The sequence below is a fragment of the Pseudomonas flavescens genome (genome assembly GCF_013408425.1).
Lineage (GTDB): Bacteria > Pseudomonadota > Gammaproteobacteria > Pseudomonadales > Pseudomonadaceae > Aquipseudomonas > Aquipseudomonas fulva_A.
In genome coordinates this window covers 2,922,133-2,937,876 of sequence record NZ_JACBYV010000001.1, presented here as the reverse complement: position 1 = coordinate 2,937,876, position 15,744 = coordinate 2,922,133, and the positions used below count along the sequence as shown (strand labels likewise).

Annotated in this window: 12 protein-coding genes; 7 read left to right on the top strand and 5 right to left on the bottom strand. The window is 64.0% G+C overall.

The window, feature by feature from the left end; genetic code table 11:
- Window positions 1-5 precede the first annotated feature (5 nt).
- Window positions 6-893 carry a LysR family transcriptional regulator gene (locus FHR27_RS13130; RefSeq protein WP_179538773.1) on the bottom strand — a complete coding sequence of 296 codons (888 nt, stop codon included), beginning with the start codon at window positions 891-893 and terminating at the stop codon, window positions 6-8.
- A 97-nt stretch (window positions 894-990) separates the two neighbouring features.
- On the opposite strand from FHR27_RS13130, the gene FHR27_RS13125 reads away from it, so the two are divergent.
- Together FHR27_RS13125 and FHR27_RS13120 are read left to right on the top strand one after the other, a co-directional pair.
- Window positions 991-2,139, top strand: a complete 1,149-nt coding sequence (locus tag FHR27_RS13125; RefSeq protein WP_179538772.1) for a pyridoxal phosphate-dependent aminotransferase — start codon at window positions 991-993, stop codon at window positions 2,137-2,139.
- 171 nt (window positions 2,140-2,310) lie between these two features.
- Window positions 2,311-3,093: an amidohydrolase gene (locus FHR27_RS13120; protein ID WP_179538771.1), complete on the top strand. Its 783-nt coding sequence runs from the start codon at window positions 2,311-2,313 to the stop codon at window positions 3,091-3,093.
- A gap of 215 nt (window positions 3,094-3,308) precedes the next feature.
- Here FHR27_RS13120 and FHR27_RS13115 read toward each other — a convergent pair whose 3' ends face one another.
- The 3 genes from FHR27_RS13115 to FHR27_RS13105 all read right to left on the bottom strand — a co-directional run bounded on the left by FHR27_RS13115 (window position 3,309) and on the right by FHR27_RS13105 (window position 7,027).
- Window positions 3,309-4,256, bottom strand: coding sequence for an aldo/keto reductase (locus tag FHR27_RS13115; protein ID WP_179538770.1), 948 nt, complete (start codon window positions 4,254-4,256; stop codon window positions 3,309-3,311).
- Window positions 4,257-4,419: 163 nt separating this feature from the next.
- On the bottom strand, window positions 4,420-5,484 hold the full coding sequence (locus tag FHR27_RS13110) for an NAD(P)-dependent alcohol dehydrogenase (protein WP_179538769.1): 1,065 nt from the start codon (window positions 5,482-5,484) through the stop codon (window positions 4,420-4,422).
- Between the two features lie 652 nt (window positions 5,485-6,136).
- Window positions 6,137-7,027, bottom strand: a complete 891-nt coding sequence (locus FHR27_RS13105) for a LysR family transcriptional regulator (protein WP_179538768.1) — start codon at window positions 7,025-7,027, stop codon at window positions 6,137-6,139.
- Window positions 7,028-7,170: 143 nt separating this feature from the next.
- Here FHR27_RS13105 and FHR27_RS13100 point away from each other — a divergent pair, with 143 nt between their 5' ends.
- The 5 genes from FHR27_RS13100 (at window position 7,171) to FHR27_RS13080 (ending at window position 13,853) form a co-directional block, all read left to right on the top strand.
- Window positions 7,171-8,553 carry a glutamine synthetase family protein gene (locus FHR27_RS13100; RefSeq protein WP_042551954.1) on the top strand — a complete coding sequence of 461 codons (1,383 nt, stop codon included), beginning with the start codon at window positions 7,171-7,173 and terminating at the stop codon, window positions 8,551-8,553.
- 13 nt (window positions 8,554-8,566) lie between these two features.
- Window positions 8,567-10,060 carry an aldehyde dehydrogenase gene (locus FHR27_RS13095; protein ID WP_179538767.1) on the top strand — a complete coding sequence of 498 codons (1,494 nt, stop codon included), beginning with the start codon at window positions 8,567-8,569 and terminating at the stop codon, window positions 10,058-10,060.
- A gap of 112 nt (window positions 10,061-10,172) precedes the next feature.
- Window positions 10,173-11,450 (top strand): NAD(P)/FAD-dependent oxidoreductase, encoded by a 1,278-nt coding sequence (locus FHR27_RS13090; protein WP_179538766.1) that lies wholly within the window; start codon window positions 10,173-10,175, stop codon window positions 11,448-11,450.
- 51 nt (window positions 11,451-11,501) lie between these two features.
- The gene (locus FHR27_RS13085; RefSeq protein WP_179538765.1) at window positions 11,502-12,257 is read left to right on the top strand and encodes a gamma-glutamyl-gamma-aminobutyrate hydrolase family protein; all 756 of its coding nucleotides are present in this window, start codon (window positions 11,502-11,504) and stop codon (window positions 12,255-12,257) included.
- A 66-nt stretch (window positions 12,258-12,323) separates the two neighbouring features.
- Window positions 12,324-13,853, top strand: coding sequence for an APC family permease (locus tag FHR27_RS13080; RefSeq protein ID WP_042551950.1), 1,530 nt, complete (start codon window positions 12,324-12,326; stop codon window positions 13,851-13,853).
- Between the two features lie 70 nt (window positions 13,854-13,923).
- Here FHR27_RS13080 and leuA read toward each other — a convergent pair whose 3' ends face one another.
- Window positions 13,924-15,600, bottom strand: coding sequence for a 2-isopropylmalate synthase (gene leuA, locus FHR27_RS13075; protein WP_179538764.1), 1,677 nt, complete (start codon window positions 15,598-15,600; stop codon window positions 13,924-13,926).
- Window positions 15,601-15,744 lie beyond the last annotated feature (144 nt).

Sequence of the window (15,744 nt, the reverse complement as noted above, 5' to 3'; positions counted from 1 at the left end):
CAGGGTCAGCCGCCCATGTGCTGAATCTGTTCCTTGATGAAATCCGAGAACACCTGCACCGCTCTGGCAGTCTGCCGGTGTTGCGGGTACACCGCGTAGACCGCCGCCGGCGCCGGCCAATGCGTCTCGAGTATGGGAACCAGTGCGCCACTTTCCAGCGCCTGCCCGATGATGAAGGTGGGCAGGTAGGCGATGCCCATGCCGGCGATGGCTGCATCACGGATCAGTTCGCCGTTGTTGGCGCGCAGCTGACCACGCATGGTCAGGTTGCGGGCCTTGCCCTGATCGCGCAGGCGCCATTCGACATGCCGGCTATGGCCGTAGAGCAGGCAGGCATGCGGCTGCAGATCATCGAGGTTCTCCGGCGTGCCGCGTTCGTCGAGATAGGCCGGGCTGGCGCAGAGAATGGTCTGCATGTCGGTCAGGCGCTTGGCGATCAGGCTGGAGTCTTCCAGGGTGCCGATGCGGATCGACATGTCGTAGCCGTCGGCGAGCAGGTCGACGGCGCGGTCATTGAGGTCTATTTCCAGATTGATGTGCGGATGCTGCTGCATGAACTGCGGCAACAGGTGGCTCAGGTGCAGGGTCGCGAAGGTCATCGGCGCACTGACCCGCAGAGTGCCGCGCAGTGAAGCCCCTTGGGCCGACACCAGTTCCTGAGCGTCGCGCAGGTCGGCCAGGATGGTGGTGGCCTTGTCATGCAGCAGCACGCCCAGTTCGGTGGCCTGCAGGCGCCGCGTGGTGCGGTTGAGCAGGCGCACGCCGAGCAGCGCCTCGAGCGCGGCGACACGCCGACTGACGTACTGCTTGGTGACGCCGAGGGCATCGGCGGCTGCGGTGAAACTGCCGGTGTCGAGGGTGGTGACGAACAGGCGCAGGTCTTCGACGTTCATGGGCTTCTCATCGGTTGGCCTGCGATTATTACCGGGTGCGTGGGCTTCACGCCATCGGCTATCCTCGGCGTCTGCCTCAATTGCCCAGGACGCTGCGATGTTCACCAGCAAGTTGCCGTCGATCGGCACCACCATCTTCACCACCATGTCCCAGCTCGCCGCCCAGACCGGCGCCATCAACCTGTCCCAGGGCTTTCCCGATTACGATGGCCCCGAGGCGCTGCGCGAGGCCGTCAACCGGCACATCGCTGCCGGGCACAATCAGTACGCGCCGATGACCGGCCTGCCGGCGCTGCGCGAGCAGATCGCCCTGAAGATCGCGCGCCTGTATGGCCGCCAGGTCGGTGTGGACAGTGAGGTGACCGTCACGCCCGGCGCGACCCAGGCGATCTTCTGCGCGATCCAGGCGCTGATTCATCCCGGCGACGAAGTGATCGTCTTCGACCCGAGCTACGACAGTTACGACCCGGGCGTCACCCTGGCCGGCGGCCGCTGCGTGCACGTCCCGCTGGCCAGCGGCGATTTCGCCATCGACTGGCAACGGCTGGAAGCGGCGCTGAGCCCGCGTACCCGGCTGATCATCCTCAATACACCGCACAACCCCAGCGGTGCGCTGATCAGCCGTGAAGAGCTGGATCGTTTGGCCGCGTTGATCCGCGACCGCGACATCTATCTGATCAGCGACGAAGTCTACGAGCACCTGGTGTTCGATGGTCGCCAGCACGCCAGTGTGCTGAGCCATGACGAACTCTATGCCCGCGCCTTCGTGGTCAGCTCGTTCGGCAAGACCTATCACGTCACCGGCTGGAAGACCGGTTACGTGGTGGCGCCAGCCGCGCTGAGCGCCGAGCTGCGCAAGGTTCATCAATACGTCAGTTTCTGCGGCGTGACCCCGCTGCAGTGGGCGCTGGCCGACTTCATGGCCGCCTGCCCCGAGCATGTGGACGAGCTCCCCGGCTTCTACCAGGCCAAGCGCGATCTGTTCTGCGACCTGCTGGGGGGCTCGCGCTTCACCTTCAGCCGCACGCCGGGCACCTATTTCCAACTGGCCGACTATTCGGCGATCCGCCCTGATCTGGACGACGTGGCCATGGCCCAATGGCTGACCCGTGAGCATGGCGTGGCGGCGATTCCCGTGTCGGTGTTCTGCCAGACGCCGGATCCGGCGCAGCGTCTGGTGCGTTTCTGTTTCGCCAAGCGTGAAGAGACCTTGCGCCAGGCAGCGGAAAAACTACGGCAGATATAGTTGCGCCGCGGGGAAGACGAACGGTAGGAGCGTCGCCCCCGGCGCGATGGTGGTGGCCATCACGCAGAATCGTGGGCGTGACGATAATCGCTGCGGGGTCGCAGCTCCTACAGCTGGGCAACGCAGCTTTATTCACATCGCACGGATCCGCATCCAGCAAGAGAGGCATTGATGAGCGAAGCAACCAATCTGCAACTGGCGCTGATCCAGAGCGACCTCGCCTGGCACGATCCCGAGGCCAATCGCAGGCATTTCGAAGCGCAGTTGCAACAGGCTGCTGGCGCCGAACTGGTGATACTGCCGGAGATGTTCAGCACCGGGTTTTCCATGCAGTCGGCCGAGCTGGCCGAGCCGGAAGATGGCCCCACCAGCCGCTGGCTCAGCGAGCAGGCAAGGCGGATCGGCGCGGTGATCACCGGCAGCCTGATCATCCAGGCCGCCGATGGCAGCTATCGCAACCGCCTGCTGTGGGCGCGACCCGATGGTTCGCTGGCGCATTACGACAAGCGCCACCTGTTTCGCATGGCCGGTGAACACGAGCACTATGCGGCGGGTGACCGCCAGGTGGTGTTCGAGGTCAAGGGCTGGCGAGTGCGGCCACTGATCTGCTACGACCTGCGTTTCCCGGTCTGGAGCCGTGATCCCCAGGGCACCGACCTGCTGCTCTATACCGCCAACTGGCCCGCGGCGCGGCGCCTGCACTGGAACCGGCTACTGCCGGCCCGAGCCATCGAGAACCTGTGCTACGTGGCCGCGGTGAACCGCATCGGTGTGGATGGCAAGAATCACCCCTACAGCGGCGACTCCCAGGTGCTGGACTTCCAGGGCGACAGCCTGCTCGATGCTCACGACAAGGCCGGCGTGTTCCATCAGCGCCTGGATGGCGCCGCATTGGCTGCCTATCGCGAGCGTTTTCCAGCTCATCAGGATGCCGATCCGTTCGAGTTTCGCTGAATCAGGAAGGTTGCACGCAACGCCCGGAAATGGCTCCTGCGCAGAGCGTGGGAACGATCGTCAAAAGCGCATCGAATCGACCATCCGCAGGATGGGTCGGGCCGCGTAGATCGAGGAGCGAAGCGACGATACCCATCAGGCCTTGCAAGTAGCCCTTGACGGGTATCGCTTCACTCGACGCCGTCCTACGGCAACGGCGCTTTTACTTCATTGCCTCAGTACGCGCTGGCCTGGTTGAGCATGGTCACTTCGTCGGCGCTCAAGTGCAGGCGGGTGGCGGCAACCAGATCGGCCAGTTGCCTGCTCGATGTGGCACTGGCGATGGGCGAGGTAATGCTCGGGCGGGCGATCAGCCAGGCGAGGGCAACCTGGGCTGGCGTCGCGTCACGGGCTGCGGCGACCTCATCGAGCGCGGAGAGGATGGTGACGCCGCGTTCATCCATGTAGCTCTTGACCATCTCGGCGCGGGCGCCAGCGATATCGTCGCGGGTGCGGTACTTGCCGGTGAGAAAGCCGCTGGCCAGGGAAAAGTAGCTGATCACCCCGATGCCGAGTTCCTGCACCACCGGCTCCAGTTCCTCTTCATAGGTCTTGCGTTCGTGCAGGTTGTAGTGCGGCTGCAGGCTCTGGTAGCTCGGCACGCCCAGGCGCTGCGCCACCTGATGCGCTTCGCGCAAGCGCTCGCCGCTGTAGTTGGAAGCGCCGATCACCCGCACCTTGCCTTGTTCGATCAGGCGGGAGAAGGCGCCCAGGGTTTCTTCCAGAGGGGTGTCGGCATCGTCCTGATGGGCCTGATACAGGTCGATGTAGTCGGTCTGCAGGCGTTTGAGCGAGTCCTCCACGGCTTTCTGGATGTAGTCCGCCTTGAGGCCTTCGCCGCCGTGGCCCATTTCCATCCCGACCTTGGTCGCCAGCACGATACGTTCGCGCTTGCCGCTGCGTTTCAGCCATTTGCCGATGATGCTTTCCGACTCGCCACCCTGATGGCCGGGGGCCCAGGCCGAGTACATGTCCGCGGTGTCGATGAAGTCCAGGCCGTTGTCGACGATGGCATCGAGCATGGCGAAGGACTGCGCTTCGTCCAGCGTCCAGCCGAATACGTTGCCACCGAAGGCGATGGGCGAAACCTGCAGGCCGGACTGACCGAGAGTGCGTTTGGACATCTAATGCTCCTCGAGTTGATGGGGCGTCAGCGTGTGACCGCCCGACCGTCTGCGAGGTTCGCCTGGTAAACGCCCTGGCCGCACGCAGGCATACCGCAGAAACGCGACCGGCCCGGTTCGCGAGGGCGAGACCGGGCCGGTGGCGGGTGGCGATTGGCCTGCGTTACGCGGCGTGCTCGTCCTTGGCCAGGGAGGCCATGTCGATCACGAAGCGGTACTTCACGTCACTCTTGAGCATGCGCTCGTAGGCTTCGTTGATGTTCTGGATATCGATCATCTCGATTTCCGAAACGATGCCGTGTTCGGCGCAGAAATCCAGCATCTCCTGGGTCTCGGCGATGCCGCCGATCAACGAGCCGGCCAGGCGGCGGCGCTTGAAGATCAGCCCGAACACTTCCGGCGACGGGTGCGGTGAGTCGGGGGCGCCGACCAGGGTCATGGTGGCGTCGCGCTTGAGCAGCCCGAGGAAGGCGTCAAGGTTGTGCGGCGCGGCGACGGTGTTGAGGATGAAGTCGAAGCTGTTGGCGTGGGCGGCCATCTCGTCGGCGTTCTTCGACACCACCACTTCGGCCGCGCCAAGGCGCAGGGCATCTTCACGCTTGTTCGGCGAGGTGGTGAACAGCACCACATGAGCGCCCATGGCGGCAGCGATCCTCACGCCCATGTGGCCAAGACCACCAAGGCCGACCACACCGACCTTGTCGCCGGGCTGGACGTTCCACTGGCGCAGCGGCGAGTAAGTGGTGATGCCCGCGCACAGCAGCGGTGCGACCGCAGCCAGGTTGTCGCTGTGGCTGATGCGCAGGACGAATTTCTGGTCGACGACGATGTTGTCGGAGTAGCCACCAAAGGTGTTTTCGCCACCGAATACCGGGCCGTTGTAGGTGCCGGTGAAGCCGTTCTCGCAGTACTGCTCGAGGCCTTCGGAGCAGGACGAGCAGCTCTGGCAGCTGTCGACCATGCAGCCGACGCCAGCCAGATCACCGACCTTGAAGGTCGTTACCGCGCTGCCCACTGCGGTGACCTTGCCGACGATCTCGTGGCCCGGTACCGATGGGTAGAGGGTGTTCTTCCACTCGTTGCGCGCGGTGTGCAGGTCGGAGTGGCAGACGCCGCAGTAGAGGATGTCGATCTGCACGTCGTGGGTACCGACGGCGCGGCGCTGAAAGCGATGGGGCGCGAGAGGTTTGCTGGAGTCCTGGGCGGCGTAGCCGAGAATGGTGGTCATGGGCAATTCCTATCGTTTGCAATGCGGCTGCGTATGCCGCGGGGGGTGACAAGCGTAGCGCTGGACGCTCGAATGTCGATTGCACAATCCTGCTGCGCTCTGTCCTGATCCTCCATCGAATGCCGTTCGGATCGTTCCTCACGTGAGTATGGTTGCCCCGTTCTCGTTGGCGCGCCGCGCGCGCGAATCGCGGGCATGGCCCGCTCCCACAGAGTGGTTTGAGTTGTTGAGTGCGCGATATTCAATCCAGGCCGCGTCTTTGAAATCGGCGCGTTCCTTCCGCTCTGGATGGGAATGCCGCGTCCGGTAAGCGATATCCCGTGGCAAGGGCGAGGAGGGGGGAGATCGATAAAACCGTGTGGGCGCGCGCAGTGCGCGCGAATCGCGGGCATGGCCCGCTCCCACGGGATGGTTTGCGTTGCAGAGTGCGCGATATTCAATCCAGGCTGCGTCTTTTGCTTTGGTTCGTTCCTCCCGCTCTGGATGGGAATGCCGCGTCCGGTAAGCGATATCCCGTGGCAAGCGGAGGGGGTGGAGAGCGATAAAGCCGTGTGGGAGCGCGCAGTGCGCGCGAATCGCGGGCATGGCCCGCTCCCACGGGGTGGTTTACGTTGCCGAGTGCAGGGTTTCAACACGGGCTAGGTCTTTGGGTTTATCGCGTATTGAGCCGTGCGCGCAGCAGTGGGGTGAGTTGGTCGAACAGGGTCTGTACCGAGCGCAGGGCCAGGCAGTCGGGGCGGGTCAGCAGCCATAGGTCGGTGTCGCAGTCGGCCAAGGCGTCACTCAGGCGCTGCACGCCTTCCAGGCTGCGGGCCATGAAGTCGGGCAGGGCGGCGACACCCAGGCCTGCCTGTACCAGCGTGGCCACCGCCGACATGCTGCTGCAGCGGTAGCGCGGCACCAGACTGGGGTGCACCTGATGCCGCCAGGCCACGGTGATGTGGTCGGGCATTGAGTCGTCGGGGGCGATCCACGGCACCGAGGTGGGTGCCTGCACGAATGCTTCGCGGTGCTCGGGACGGCCGCAGATGTAATAGGCGGTGTGCCCCAGTTGCCGGCCAACCAGATGCTCGGGCGGTGCGTTGGACAGGCGCAGGGCGATGTCGGCGTCGCGGCGGCTGAGGTTGGCGAAGGTGTTGGTGGTCGCCAGCTCCAGCGCCAGCGCCGGATAACGCGGCATCAGCTCGGCCAGGCTGGGCAGTAGCAGGTTCTGCAGCACGGCGTCGGTGCAGGTCAGGCGAACGGTACCGCTGATCACCTTCTCGCCATGTTGCAGGGCGATGCGCGCCGCATCCAGGGCCTGTTCCGCACGTTCTGCCTGTTCCGCCAGGGCCTGGGCGCTCTGAGTCGGCATGTAACCGCGGCGGCTTTTCTCGAACAGCGCCACGCCCAGGCTGGCTTCCAGCTTGCGGATGGCGCGAAATACCGTTGATACGTCGACATGCAACTGCTCTGCGGCTCGCGCCAGGGAGCGTCCGCGCACTAGAGCGAGTACGAGAGCGAGGTCGGCATGGCTGATCTGGTATTGCGTCGATGCAATCATGAATTGTCTGAATGCCAGTATCGGTTGCGTATGCGCCCACTTATACTCAGGGCGTTGCCTAGAATCAATTACCCAGAATAATGAGGCGCCAGGCTCGTGAGATGTCTTCCGCGGGCGCGCCGAGCCAAAAGGAATGATTTTCCATGACTTCGGTAACCCCACGTGTCGTCCAGCTCAACGAGGCGAACACTTTCCTCAAGGATCATCCGGAGATCCAGTACGTCGATCTGCTGATCACCGACATGAACGGCATCGTGCGTGGCAAGCGTGTCGAACGCGCCAGCCTGCACAAGGTGTATGAGAAAGGCATCAACCTGCCTGCCTCGTTGTTCGCGCTGGACATCAATGGTTCGACCGTCGAAAGCACCGGCCTTGGCCTGGATATCGGCGACTCCGACCGCATCTGCTACCCGATCCCCGACACCCTGTGCAAGGAACCCTGGCAGAAGCGCCCGACCGCGCAACTGCTGATGACCATGCACGAACTGGACGGCAAGCCGTTCTTCGCCGACCCCCGTGAGGTATTGCGTCAGGTGGTGGAGAAGTTCGACGAACTGGGCCTGACCATCTGCGCCGCCTTCGAACTGGAGTTCTACCTGATCGACCAGGAGAACGTGAACGGCCGTCCGCAGCCACCGCGTTCGCCGATTTCCGGCAAGCGCCCGATCTCCACGCAGGTTTACCTGATCGACGACCTCGACGAGTACGTCGACTGCCTGCAGGACATGCTCGAAGCCGCCAAGGAGCAGGATCTGCCGGCCGATGCCATCGTCAAGGAAAGTGCCCCGGCGCAGTTCGAGGTCAACCTTCACCACGTCGAAGATGCCATCAAGGCCTGCGACTACGCCGTGCTGCTCAAGCGCCTGATCAAGAACATCGCCTACGACCACGAGATGGACTCGACCTTCATGGCCAAGCCCTATCCGGGCCAGGCGGGCAACGGTCTGCACGTGCACATCTCGCTGCTCGACAAAAAGACCGGCCAGAACATCTTCGCCACCGATGACCCGGAACAGCACGCACCGCTGCGCCATGCCATCGCCGGCATCCTGGAAACCATGCCGGCTTCGATGGCCTTCCTGTGCCCGAACGTCAACTCGTACCGCCGCTTCGGCGCCCAGTTCTACGTGCCGAACGCGCCGAGCTGGGGCCTGGACAACCGTACCGTGGCGGTACGCGTGCCGACCGGCAGCAGCGACGCCATCCGCATCGAGCACCGGGTAGCCGGCGCCGATGCCAACCCGTACCTGATGATGGCGTCGATTCTCGCCGGCATTCACCACGGCCTGACCAACCAGCTGGAGCCGGGCGAGCCGATCGAGGGCAACTCCTACGAGCAACTGGAGCAGAGCCTGCCGAACAACCTGCGTGATGCCCTGCGCCAGCTCGACGACAGCGAAGTGATGAACAAGTACATCCGCCCGGAGTACATCGACATCTTCGTCGCCTGCAAGGAAGCGGAAATGCACGAGTTCGAGACGACCATCTCCGACCTCGAATACAACTGGTACCTGCACACGGTCTGACGGAGCGGCGAGCATGACAATCACTACCCGCCAGGACTGGGAGCAGCGCTACCGCAGTCTGGACATCGAGGCGCGTGCCTTCATCGACGGCGCCTACCGCGACGCCGTGGGCGGCGCGACCTTCGACAGCGTCAGCCCGGTGGACGGTCGTCACCTGGCCCGCGTGGCCAGTTGCATGGCCGAGGACGCCGAGCTGGCCGTCAGGGCTGCCCGCGCGAGTTTCGAGCGTGGCGACTGGGCCCATCAGGCCCCGGCGCAGCGCAAGCGTGTGCTGATCGCCTTCGCCGACGCGTTGCTGGCCAATGCCGAGGAGCTGGCGCTGCTGGAAACCTTCGACATGGGCAAGCCGATCAGCGACTCGCTGAGCATCGACGTGCCGGCGGCGGCCAACGCCATCCGCTGGAGCGCCGAGGCGATCGACAAACTGTATGACGAGGTGGCGCCGACGCCCCGTGACCAGCTTGGTCTGGTTACCCGCGAAGCGGTCGGCGTGGTGGCGGCCATCGTGCCGTGGAATTTTCCGTTGATGATGGCCTGCTGGAAGCTAGGGCCAGCCTTGGCTACCGGTAACTCGGTGATTCTCAAACCGTCCGAGAAGTCGCCGCTGACCGCTATTCGTATCGCCCAGCTGGCGCTGCAAGCCGGTATTCCTGCTGGCGTGTTCAACGTGTTGCCCGGTTATGGCCATACGGTTGGCAAGGCGCTGGCGCTGCACATGGACGTCGACACCATCGTGTTCACCGGCTCCACGAAAATCGCCAAGCAACTGATGATCTACGCCGGCGAGTCGAACATGAAGCGCGTGTGGCTGGAGGCGGGCGGCAAGAGCCCGAACATCGTCTTCGCCGATGCACCGGATCTGCAGGCCGCCGCCGAGGCCGCTGCCGCTGGCATCGCCTTCAACCAGGGCGAAGTATGCGTGGCGGGCTCGCGGCTGCTGGTGGAAAACTCCATCAAGGAGCGCTTCCTGCCGATGGTGGTCGAGGCCCTGCAACGCTGGAAGCCCGGCCATGCGCTGGATCCGCAGACGCGTGTCGGCGCCCTGGTCGATGACGGCCATCTGGACACCGTGCTCGGCTTCATCGAGGCCGGTCGCCAGCAAGGTGCGGTGATCATCAGCGGCGGTGAGCGTGCCCTGCAGGAAACCGGCGGCAGCTATGTGCAGCCAACGATCTTCGACGGCGTGGACAACGCCATGCGCATCGCCCAGGAAGAGATCTTCGGCCCCGTGCTGTCGGTGATCACCTTCGACAGCGACGAGGAAGCGGTACGCATCGCCAACGACACGCCTTATGGCCTGGCCGCTGCCGTTTGGACGCGCGACATCTCCCGGGCGCACCGCACCGCGCGGGCACTGCGGGCCGGCAGCGTGTGGGTGAACCAGTACGACGGTGGCGACATGACCGCACCGTTCGGTGGTTTCAAGCAATCGGGCAACGGGCGTGACAAGTCGCTGCATGCCTTCGACAAGTACACCGAACTTAAAGCCACCTGGATCAAGCTCTAGCGACCTCGGGTGACCTGCCTCGCGCCTGTTTCTGCAAACAGATGCGCTGGTATCGGCGCCCGATGGGATGGCTATGCGGAGCGGAAACTTTGGAGTTCCTAGGGAGTTTCACATGACTCAACACGTCGACAGTTACTACGCCGCCTCGCGCAATCCGCGAGTCGATTACCCCGCGCTCGGCGAATCCGTCGAGACGGATGTCTGCGTCATCGGCGCCGGTTATACCGGCCTGTCCACGGCGCTGTTCCTGCTCGAGCATGGCTTTCGCGTGATCGTGCTGGAAGCCGCCAAGGTCGGCTTCGGCGCCTCGGGGCGCAACGGTGGGCAGATCGTCAACAGCTACAGCCGCGATATCGACGTCATCGAACGCCAGGTCGGCGCACGCCAGGCACAGCTGCTCGGCGAGATGGCCTTCGAAGGCGGGCGCATCATCCGTGAGCGGGTCGCCAAGTACGGCATCCAGTGCGACCTGAAGGATGGTGGCGTGTTCGCCGCCATCACCGACAAGCAGATGGGCCATCTCGAGTCGCAGAAGAAGCTGTGGGAGCGCTACGGCCATACCCAGCTGGAGCTGATGGACGAGCGCCGCATTCGCGAAGTGGTCGGCACCGAGCGCTATGTCGGCGGCATGCTGGACATGAGCGGCGGTCATATCCATCCGCTCAACCTGGCTTTGGGTGAGGCCGCTGCGGTGGCATCCCTGGGCGGTGCGATCTACGAGCAGAGCCCGGCGACCCGCATCGACCGTGGCCCGCAGCCGGTGGTGCACACACCGAACGGGCAGGTGAAGGCCAGGTTCGTGGTGGTGGCGGGCAACGCCTACCTGGGCGGGCTGATGCCGGAACTGGCAGCCAAATCCATGCCCTGCGGCACTCAGGTGCTGACCACCGAGCCGCTGTCGGACGAGCTGGCCCATAGTCTGTTGCCGCAGGATTACTGCGTGGAAGACTGCAACTACCTGCTCGACTACTACCGCCTCAGCGCCGACAAGCGCCTGATCTACGGCGGCGGCGTGGTCTACGGCGCCCGCGACCCGGCGGACATCGAAGCGATCATCCGACCCAAGCTGCTCAAGACCTTCCCGCAGCTCAAGGACGTGAAGATCGATTACACCTGGACCGGCAACTTCCTGCTGACCCTGTCGCGCCTGCCGCAGGTCGGTCGCATCGGCGACAACATCTACTACTCCCAGGGGTGCAGTGGCCATGGCGTGACCTACACGCACCTGGCCGGCAAGGTGCTGGCCGAAGCACTGCGCGGCCAAGCCGAGCGTTTCGACGCGTTCGCCGGCCTGCCGCATTACCCGTTCCCAGGCGGGCAGCTGCTGCGGGTGCCGTTCACGGCCCTGGGCGCCGTTTATTACCAGTTGCGCGATCGCCTCGGTATCTGATGCTGCGCCTGCCGACGTGATCCGTCGGCAGGCTTTTCCGGAGAGAACAACATGACCCGCATGCCCCTGATCGGCGTTACTGCCTGCCGGCAGCAACTTGGCAAGTACGATTCGCACACCGTCGGCGACAAATACGTCGAGGCCGCGGCTTACGCCGGCCTGCCGCTGGTACTGCCAGCGCGCAGCACGCCGAGCGATCCGCATCAACTGCTCGCGCAACTGGACGGCATCCTGTTCACCGGTTCGCCTTCCAACGTCGAGCCCCGTCATTACCAGGGCACGCCGAGCATCGAGGGTACTCAGCACGATCCTCGTCGCGATGCCAATACCTTGCCGCTGCTGCGCCTGGCGATCGAGAAGGGCGTGCCGGTGTTCTGCATCTGCCGCGGCTTCCAGGAACTCAACGTGACCCTTGGCGGCACCCTGCACCAGCGGGTCCAGGACCTGCCGGGTTATCTGGACCATCGCGAGCCGCAGAGCGAATCGGTCGCCGAGCAGTACGCGCCACAGCATGCGGTCACCGTGCAGCCGGGCGGAGCGTTCGAGCGCATCGGCTTGCCGTCGCAGTTTCAGGTCAACTCCCTGCATAGCCAGGGCATCGATCGTCTGGCCGACAGTCTGCGCATCGAGGCCCAGGCGCCGGATGGCCTGGTCGAGGCGGTGTCGATACCGGGCTCACCAGGCTTCCTGATCGGCGTGCAGTGGCACCCCGAGTGGCGCTTCAGCGAAAACCCCGAGTCGCTGAAGCTGTTCCAGGCATTTCGCGATGCCTGCCAGGTGTATGCGAAGACCCGCCAAACACGCTGAATCCGCCTGAACCCTGCCGGGTTCGAGGCGCTCTGACGAACAATTCTAAAATGATGGCAGAGGCTTATGAGTGAATCATCGACCGTTCAGGGAAGCCCGCTAGCGGCCACCGGAGCCTCTTCCAAGGGGCTGGCGCAAGGCAAGGTCGGGCTGCTGGCCTGCGTGGTGTTGGGCATTTCCACCATCGCGCCGGTCTATACGCTGACCGGCGCCCTCGGCCCCACCGTCCGCGAAGTCGGTGTTTACCTGCCGGCGGTATTCATCGTCGGCTTCCTGCCGATGCTGCTGGTGGCGCTGGGTTACCGGGAGCTCAACGCTGCCGAACCGGACAGCGGCACCTCGTTCACTTGGTCGGCACGGGCATTCGGGCCGATGATCGGCTGGATCGGTGGTTGGGGGCTGGTTACCGCCACGACCATCGTGCTTTCCAATCTGGCGGGCATCGCGGTGGACTTCTTCTACCTGTTTCTCGCCCAGTTGACCGGGCTGGATTGGCTGGCGGACCTTACCCAGAACCTGCTGGTGAACATAGTCACCTGCTGCATCTTCATCGCCATGGCCGTGTGGGTCTGTTGCCGGGGCATCGGCATGACCATGGGTGTGCAGTACACGCTGGTGGCCCTGCAACTGGTGGTGCTGATCGGTTTCGCGCTGGCCGCCTTCGCCGCTGCGCCGGACAGCTCGCCAGTGGTCTTCCATCCCGAGTGGTTCAACCCGTTCAACATCGACTCGTTCTCTGCCTTCGCAGCGGGTCTGTCGCTGTCGATCTTCATCTTCTGGGGCTGGGATGTCTGCCTGACGGTCAGCGAAGAGTCGGTGGGCAGCGAGAAGGTGCCTGGGCGCGCGGCGACCATCACCGTGCTGCTGATCCTCGCCCTCTACCTGTTCACCGCGGCGGCTACCCTGCAGTTCGCCGGCACCGGCGATACCGGTCTGGGCCTGGGCAATGCGCAGATCCAGGAAAACGTCTTCGCCCACCTGGCTGGCCCGGTCATGGGGCCGTTGGCGATCCTGATGTCCATCGCGGTACTGGCGAGCACGGCGGCGTCGCTGCAATCCACCTTCATTTCACCGGCGCGTACGTTGCTGGCGATGGGGTATTACCGGGCGGTGCCGAAGCGCTTCGCCAGCGTGCATCCGCTTTCGCAGACGCCACGTTACGCGACCATCGCTGCGGGCATCGCCACGGCGGTGTTCTACGTGACCATGCGCACCCTGAGCGAGAACGTGCTGGCCGACACCATCACCGCCCTGGGCATGATGATTTGCTTCTACTACGCGCTGACCGCCTTCGCCTGCGTGTGGTATTTCCGCCACAGCCTGTTCGACAGCGTGCGCCACTTCTTCATGCGTGGGCTGTGCCCGTTGCTGGGGGCGGTGATGCTGTCGATCATCTTCTGGCAGACCACCTTCGACAGCATGTCACCAGACTTCGGCAGCGGCTCGCACATCGCCGGCCTCGGCCTGGTGTTCGTGATCGCCGTGGTGATTCTGCTGCTCGGCCTGGTGCTGATGTTCATCGCCCGCTGGCAGTCCCCGGCATTCTTCCTCGGCAACACCCTGCAGCGGCAGGTGAAACCGGCCAAAGCGCAATAGGCCACAGAACCATCGCTCCAGAAACGACAAAGGGACGCCAGGCGTCCCTTTGTGCATTGGCGGCCGAGCGTCAGGCTGCCTGGGTTTTCCCGTCGGCCTGGCGAATGGCGCGGTTGAGTGCGCTGAACAGAGCGCGGAAGCTCGCGGTGGTGATGTTCTCGTCGATACCGATGCCGTGCAGTGGACGTTGGCCGTCGAGACGGATCTCGATGTAGCAGGCCGCCTTGGCGTTGGCGCCACCGCCGATGGCGTGCTCGTGGTAGTCCATGATTTCCACCGCCAACGGTACGCTCGACACCAGGGCTTCCAGTGCACCCTTGCCAGCACCGCTCCAGCGTTGCACGGCGCCGTCCACCTGCACTTGCACCTCGACGTTGCTGTCGCCGTTCTCTTCCTGCAGGCGATGGCCTTTCAGCTCATAAGGCGCCTTGGCTTGCAGGTACTCGCGCTCGAGCAGGCCGTGAATCTGTCCGGCCGTCATTTCCAGGCCCAGGCGATCGGTCTCGCCCTGAACCACCTGGCTGAACTCGATCTGCATGCGACGCGGCAGGTTGATGCCATATTCCTGCTCGAGCAGGAAGGTGATGCCACCTTTGCCTGACTGGCTGTTGACGCGAATCACCGCTTCGTAATCGCGGCCGATGTCGGCCGGGTCGATTGGCAGGTACGGGACTTCCCAGATCTGGCCTTCCTTCTGCTGGGCGAAGCCCTTGCGGATGGCGTCCTGGTGAGAGCCGGAGAAGGCGGTGTGCACCAGGTCACCGACATAGGGGTGACGCGGGTGCACCGGAATCTGGTTGCAGTCTTCGACCACCTTGCGCACGGCGTCGATGTCGGAAAAGTCCAGTTGCGGGTCGATGCCCTGGGTGTAGAGGTTCAGCGCCACGGTCACCAGGCAGACGTTGCCGGTGCGCTCGCCGTTGCCGAACAGGCAGCCTTCGACACGGTCGGCGCCCGCCATCAGGCCCAGCTCGGTAGCAGCCACACCCGTGCCACGGTCGTTGTGGGTGTGCAGGCTGATCAGCACGCTGTCGCGCTTGTCGACGTGCCGGCCGAACCACTCGATCTGGTCGGCGTAGTTGTTCGGCGTGGCGTTCTCGATGGTGGCCGGCAGGTTGAGGATCAGCTTGTTCGCCGGGGTTGGCTGGAACACGTCGATCACCGCGTTGCACACCTCGACGGCGAAGTCGATTTCGGTGGAGCTGAATACTTCAGGCGAGTACTCGAAACCCCATGCTGTTTCCGGTGCGCCCTCGGCCAGGCGCTTGATGGTGGTACCGGCCGCCACGGCGATGGCCTTGACGCCAGCCTTGTCCTGGTTGAAGACGATCTTGCGGAAGCTTGGCGCGCAGGCGTTGTAGTAGTGAACGATGGCCTTCTTGGCGCCCTTGAGCGATTCGAAGGTGCGCTCGATAAGGTCGTCGCGAGCCTGGGTCAGTACCTGGATGGTGACGTCATCCGGGATGTGGCCGCCTTCGATCAGTTCGCGCACGAAGTCGAAATCGGTCTGCGAGGCGGACGGGAAGCCCACTTCGATTTCCTTCAGACCCACGGCGAGCAGGCACTTGAAGAAGCGCATCTTCTTCTCGGCATCCATCGGCTCGATCAGCGACTGGTTGCCATCGCGCAGGTCGGTGGACAGCCAGATCGGCGCCTGGTCGATGATCTTGTCCGGCCAGGTGCGATCCGGAATGTTGATCGGGGTGAAGGCGCGATACTTGTTCGAGGGGTCTTTGAGCATGCTCATGGAAAATTCCTGAAGACGAAGGCCGGCAACGGCCGAACTGAAAACAAAAAGATGAAGAGGGATAAGCGGGGAGCGGGTTTGCCGACGTGCTTGGCCGCCAACAGACCCTAGCGCAGTCGCTGGGCGACCAGGCAGAGATTGGCG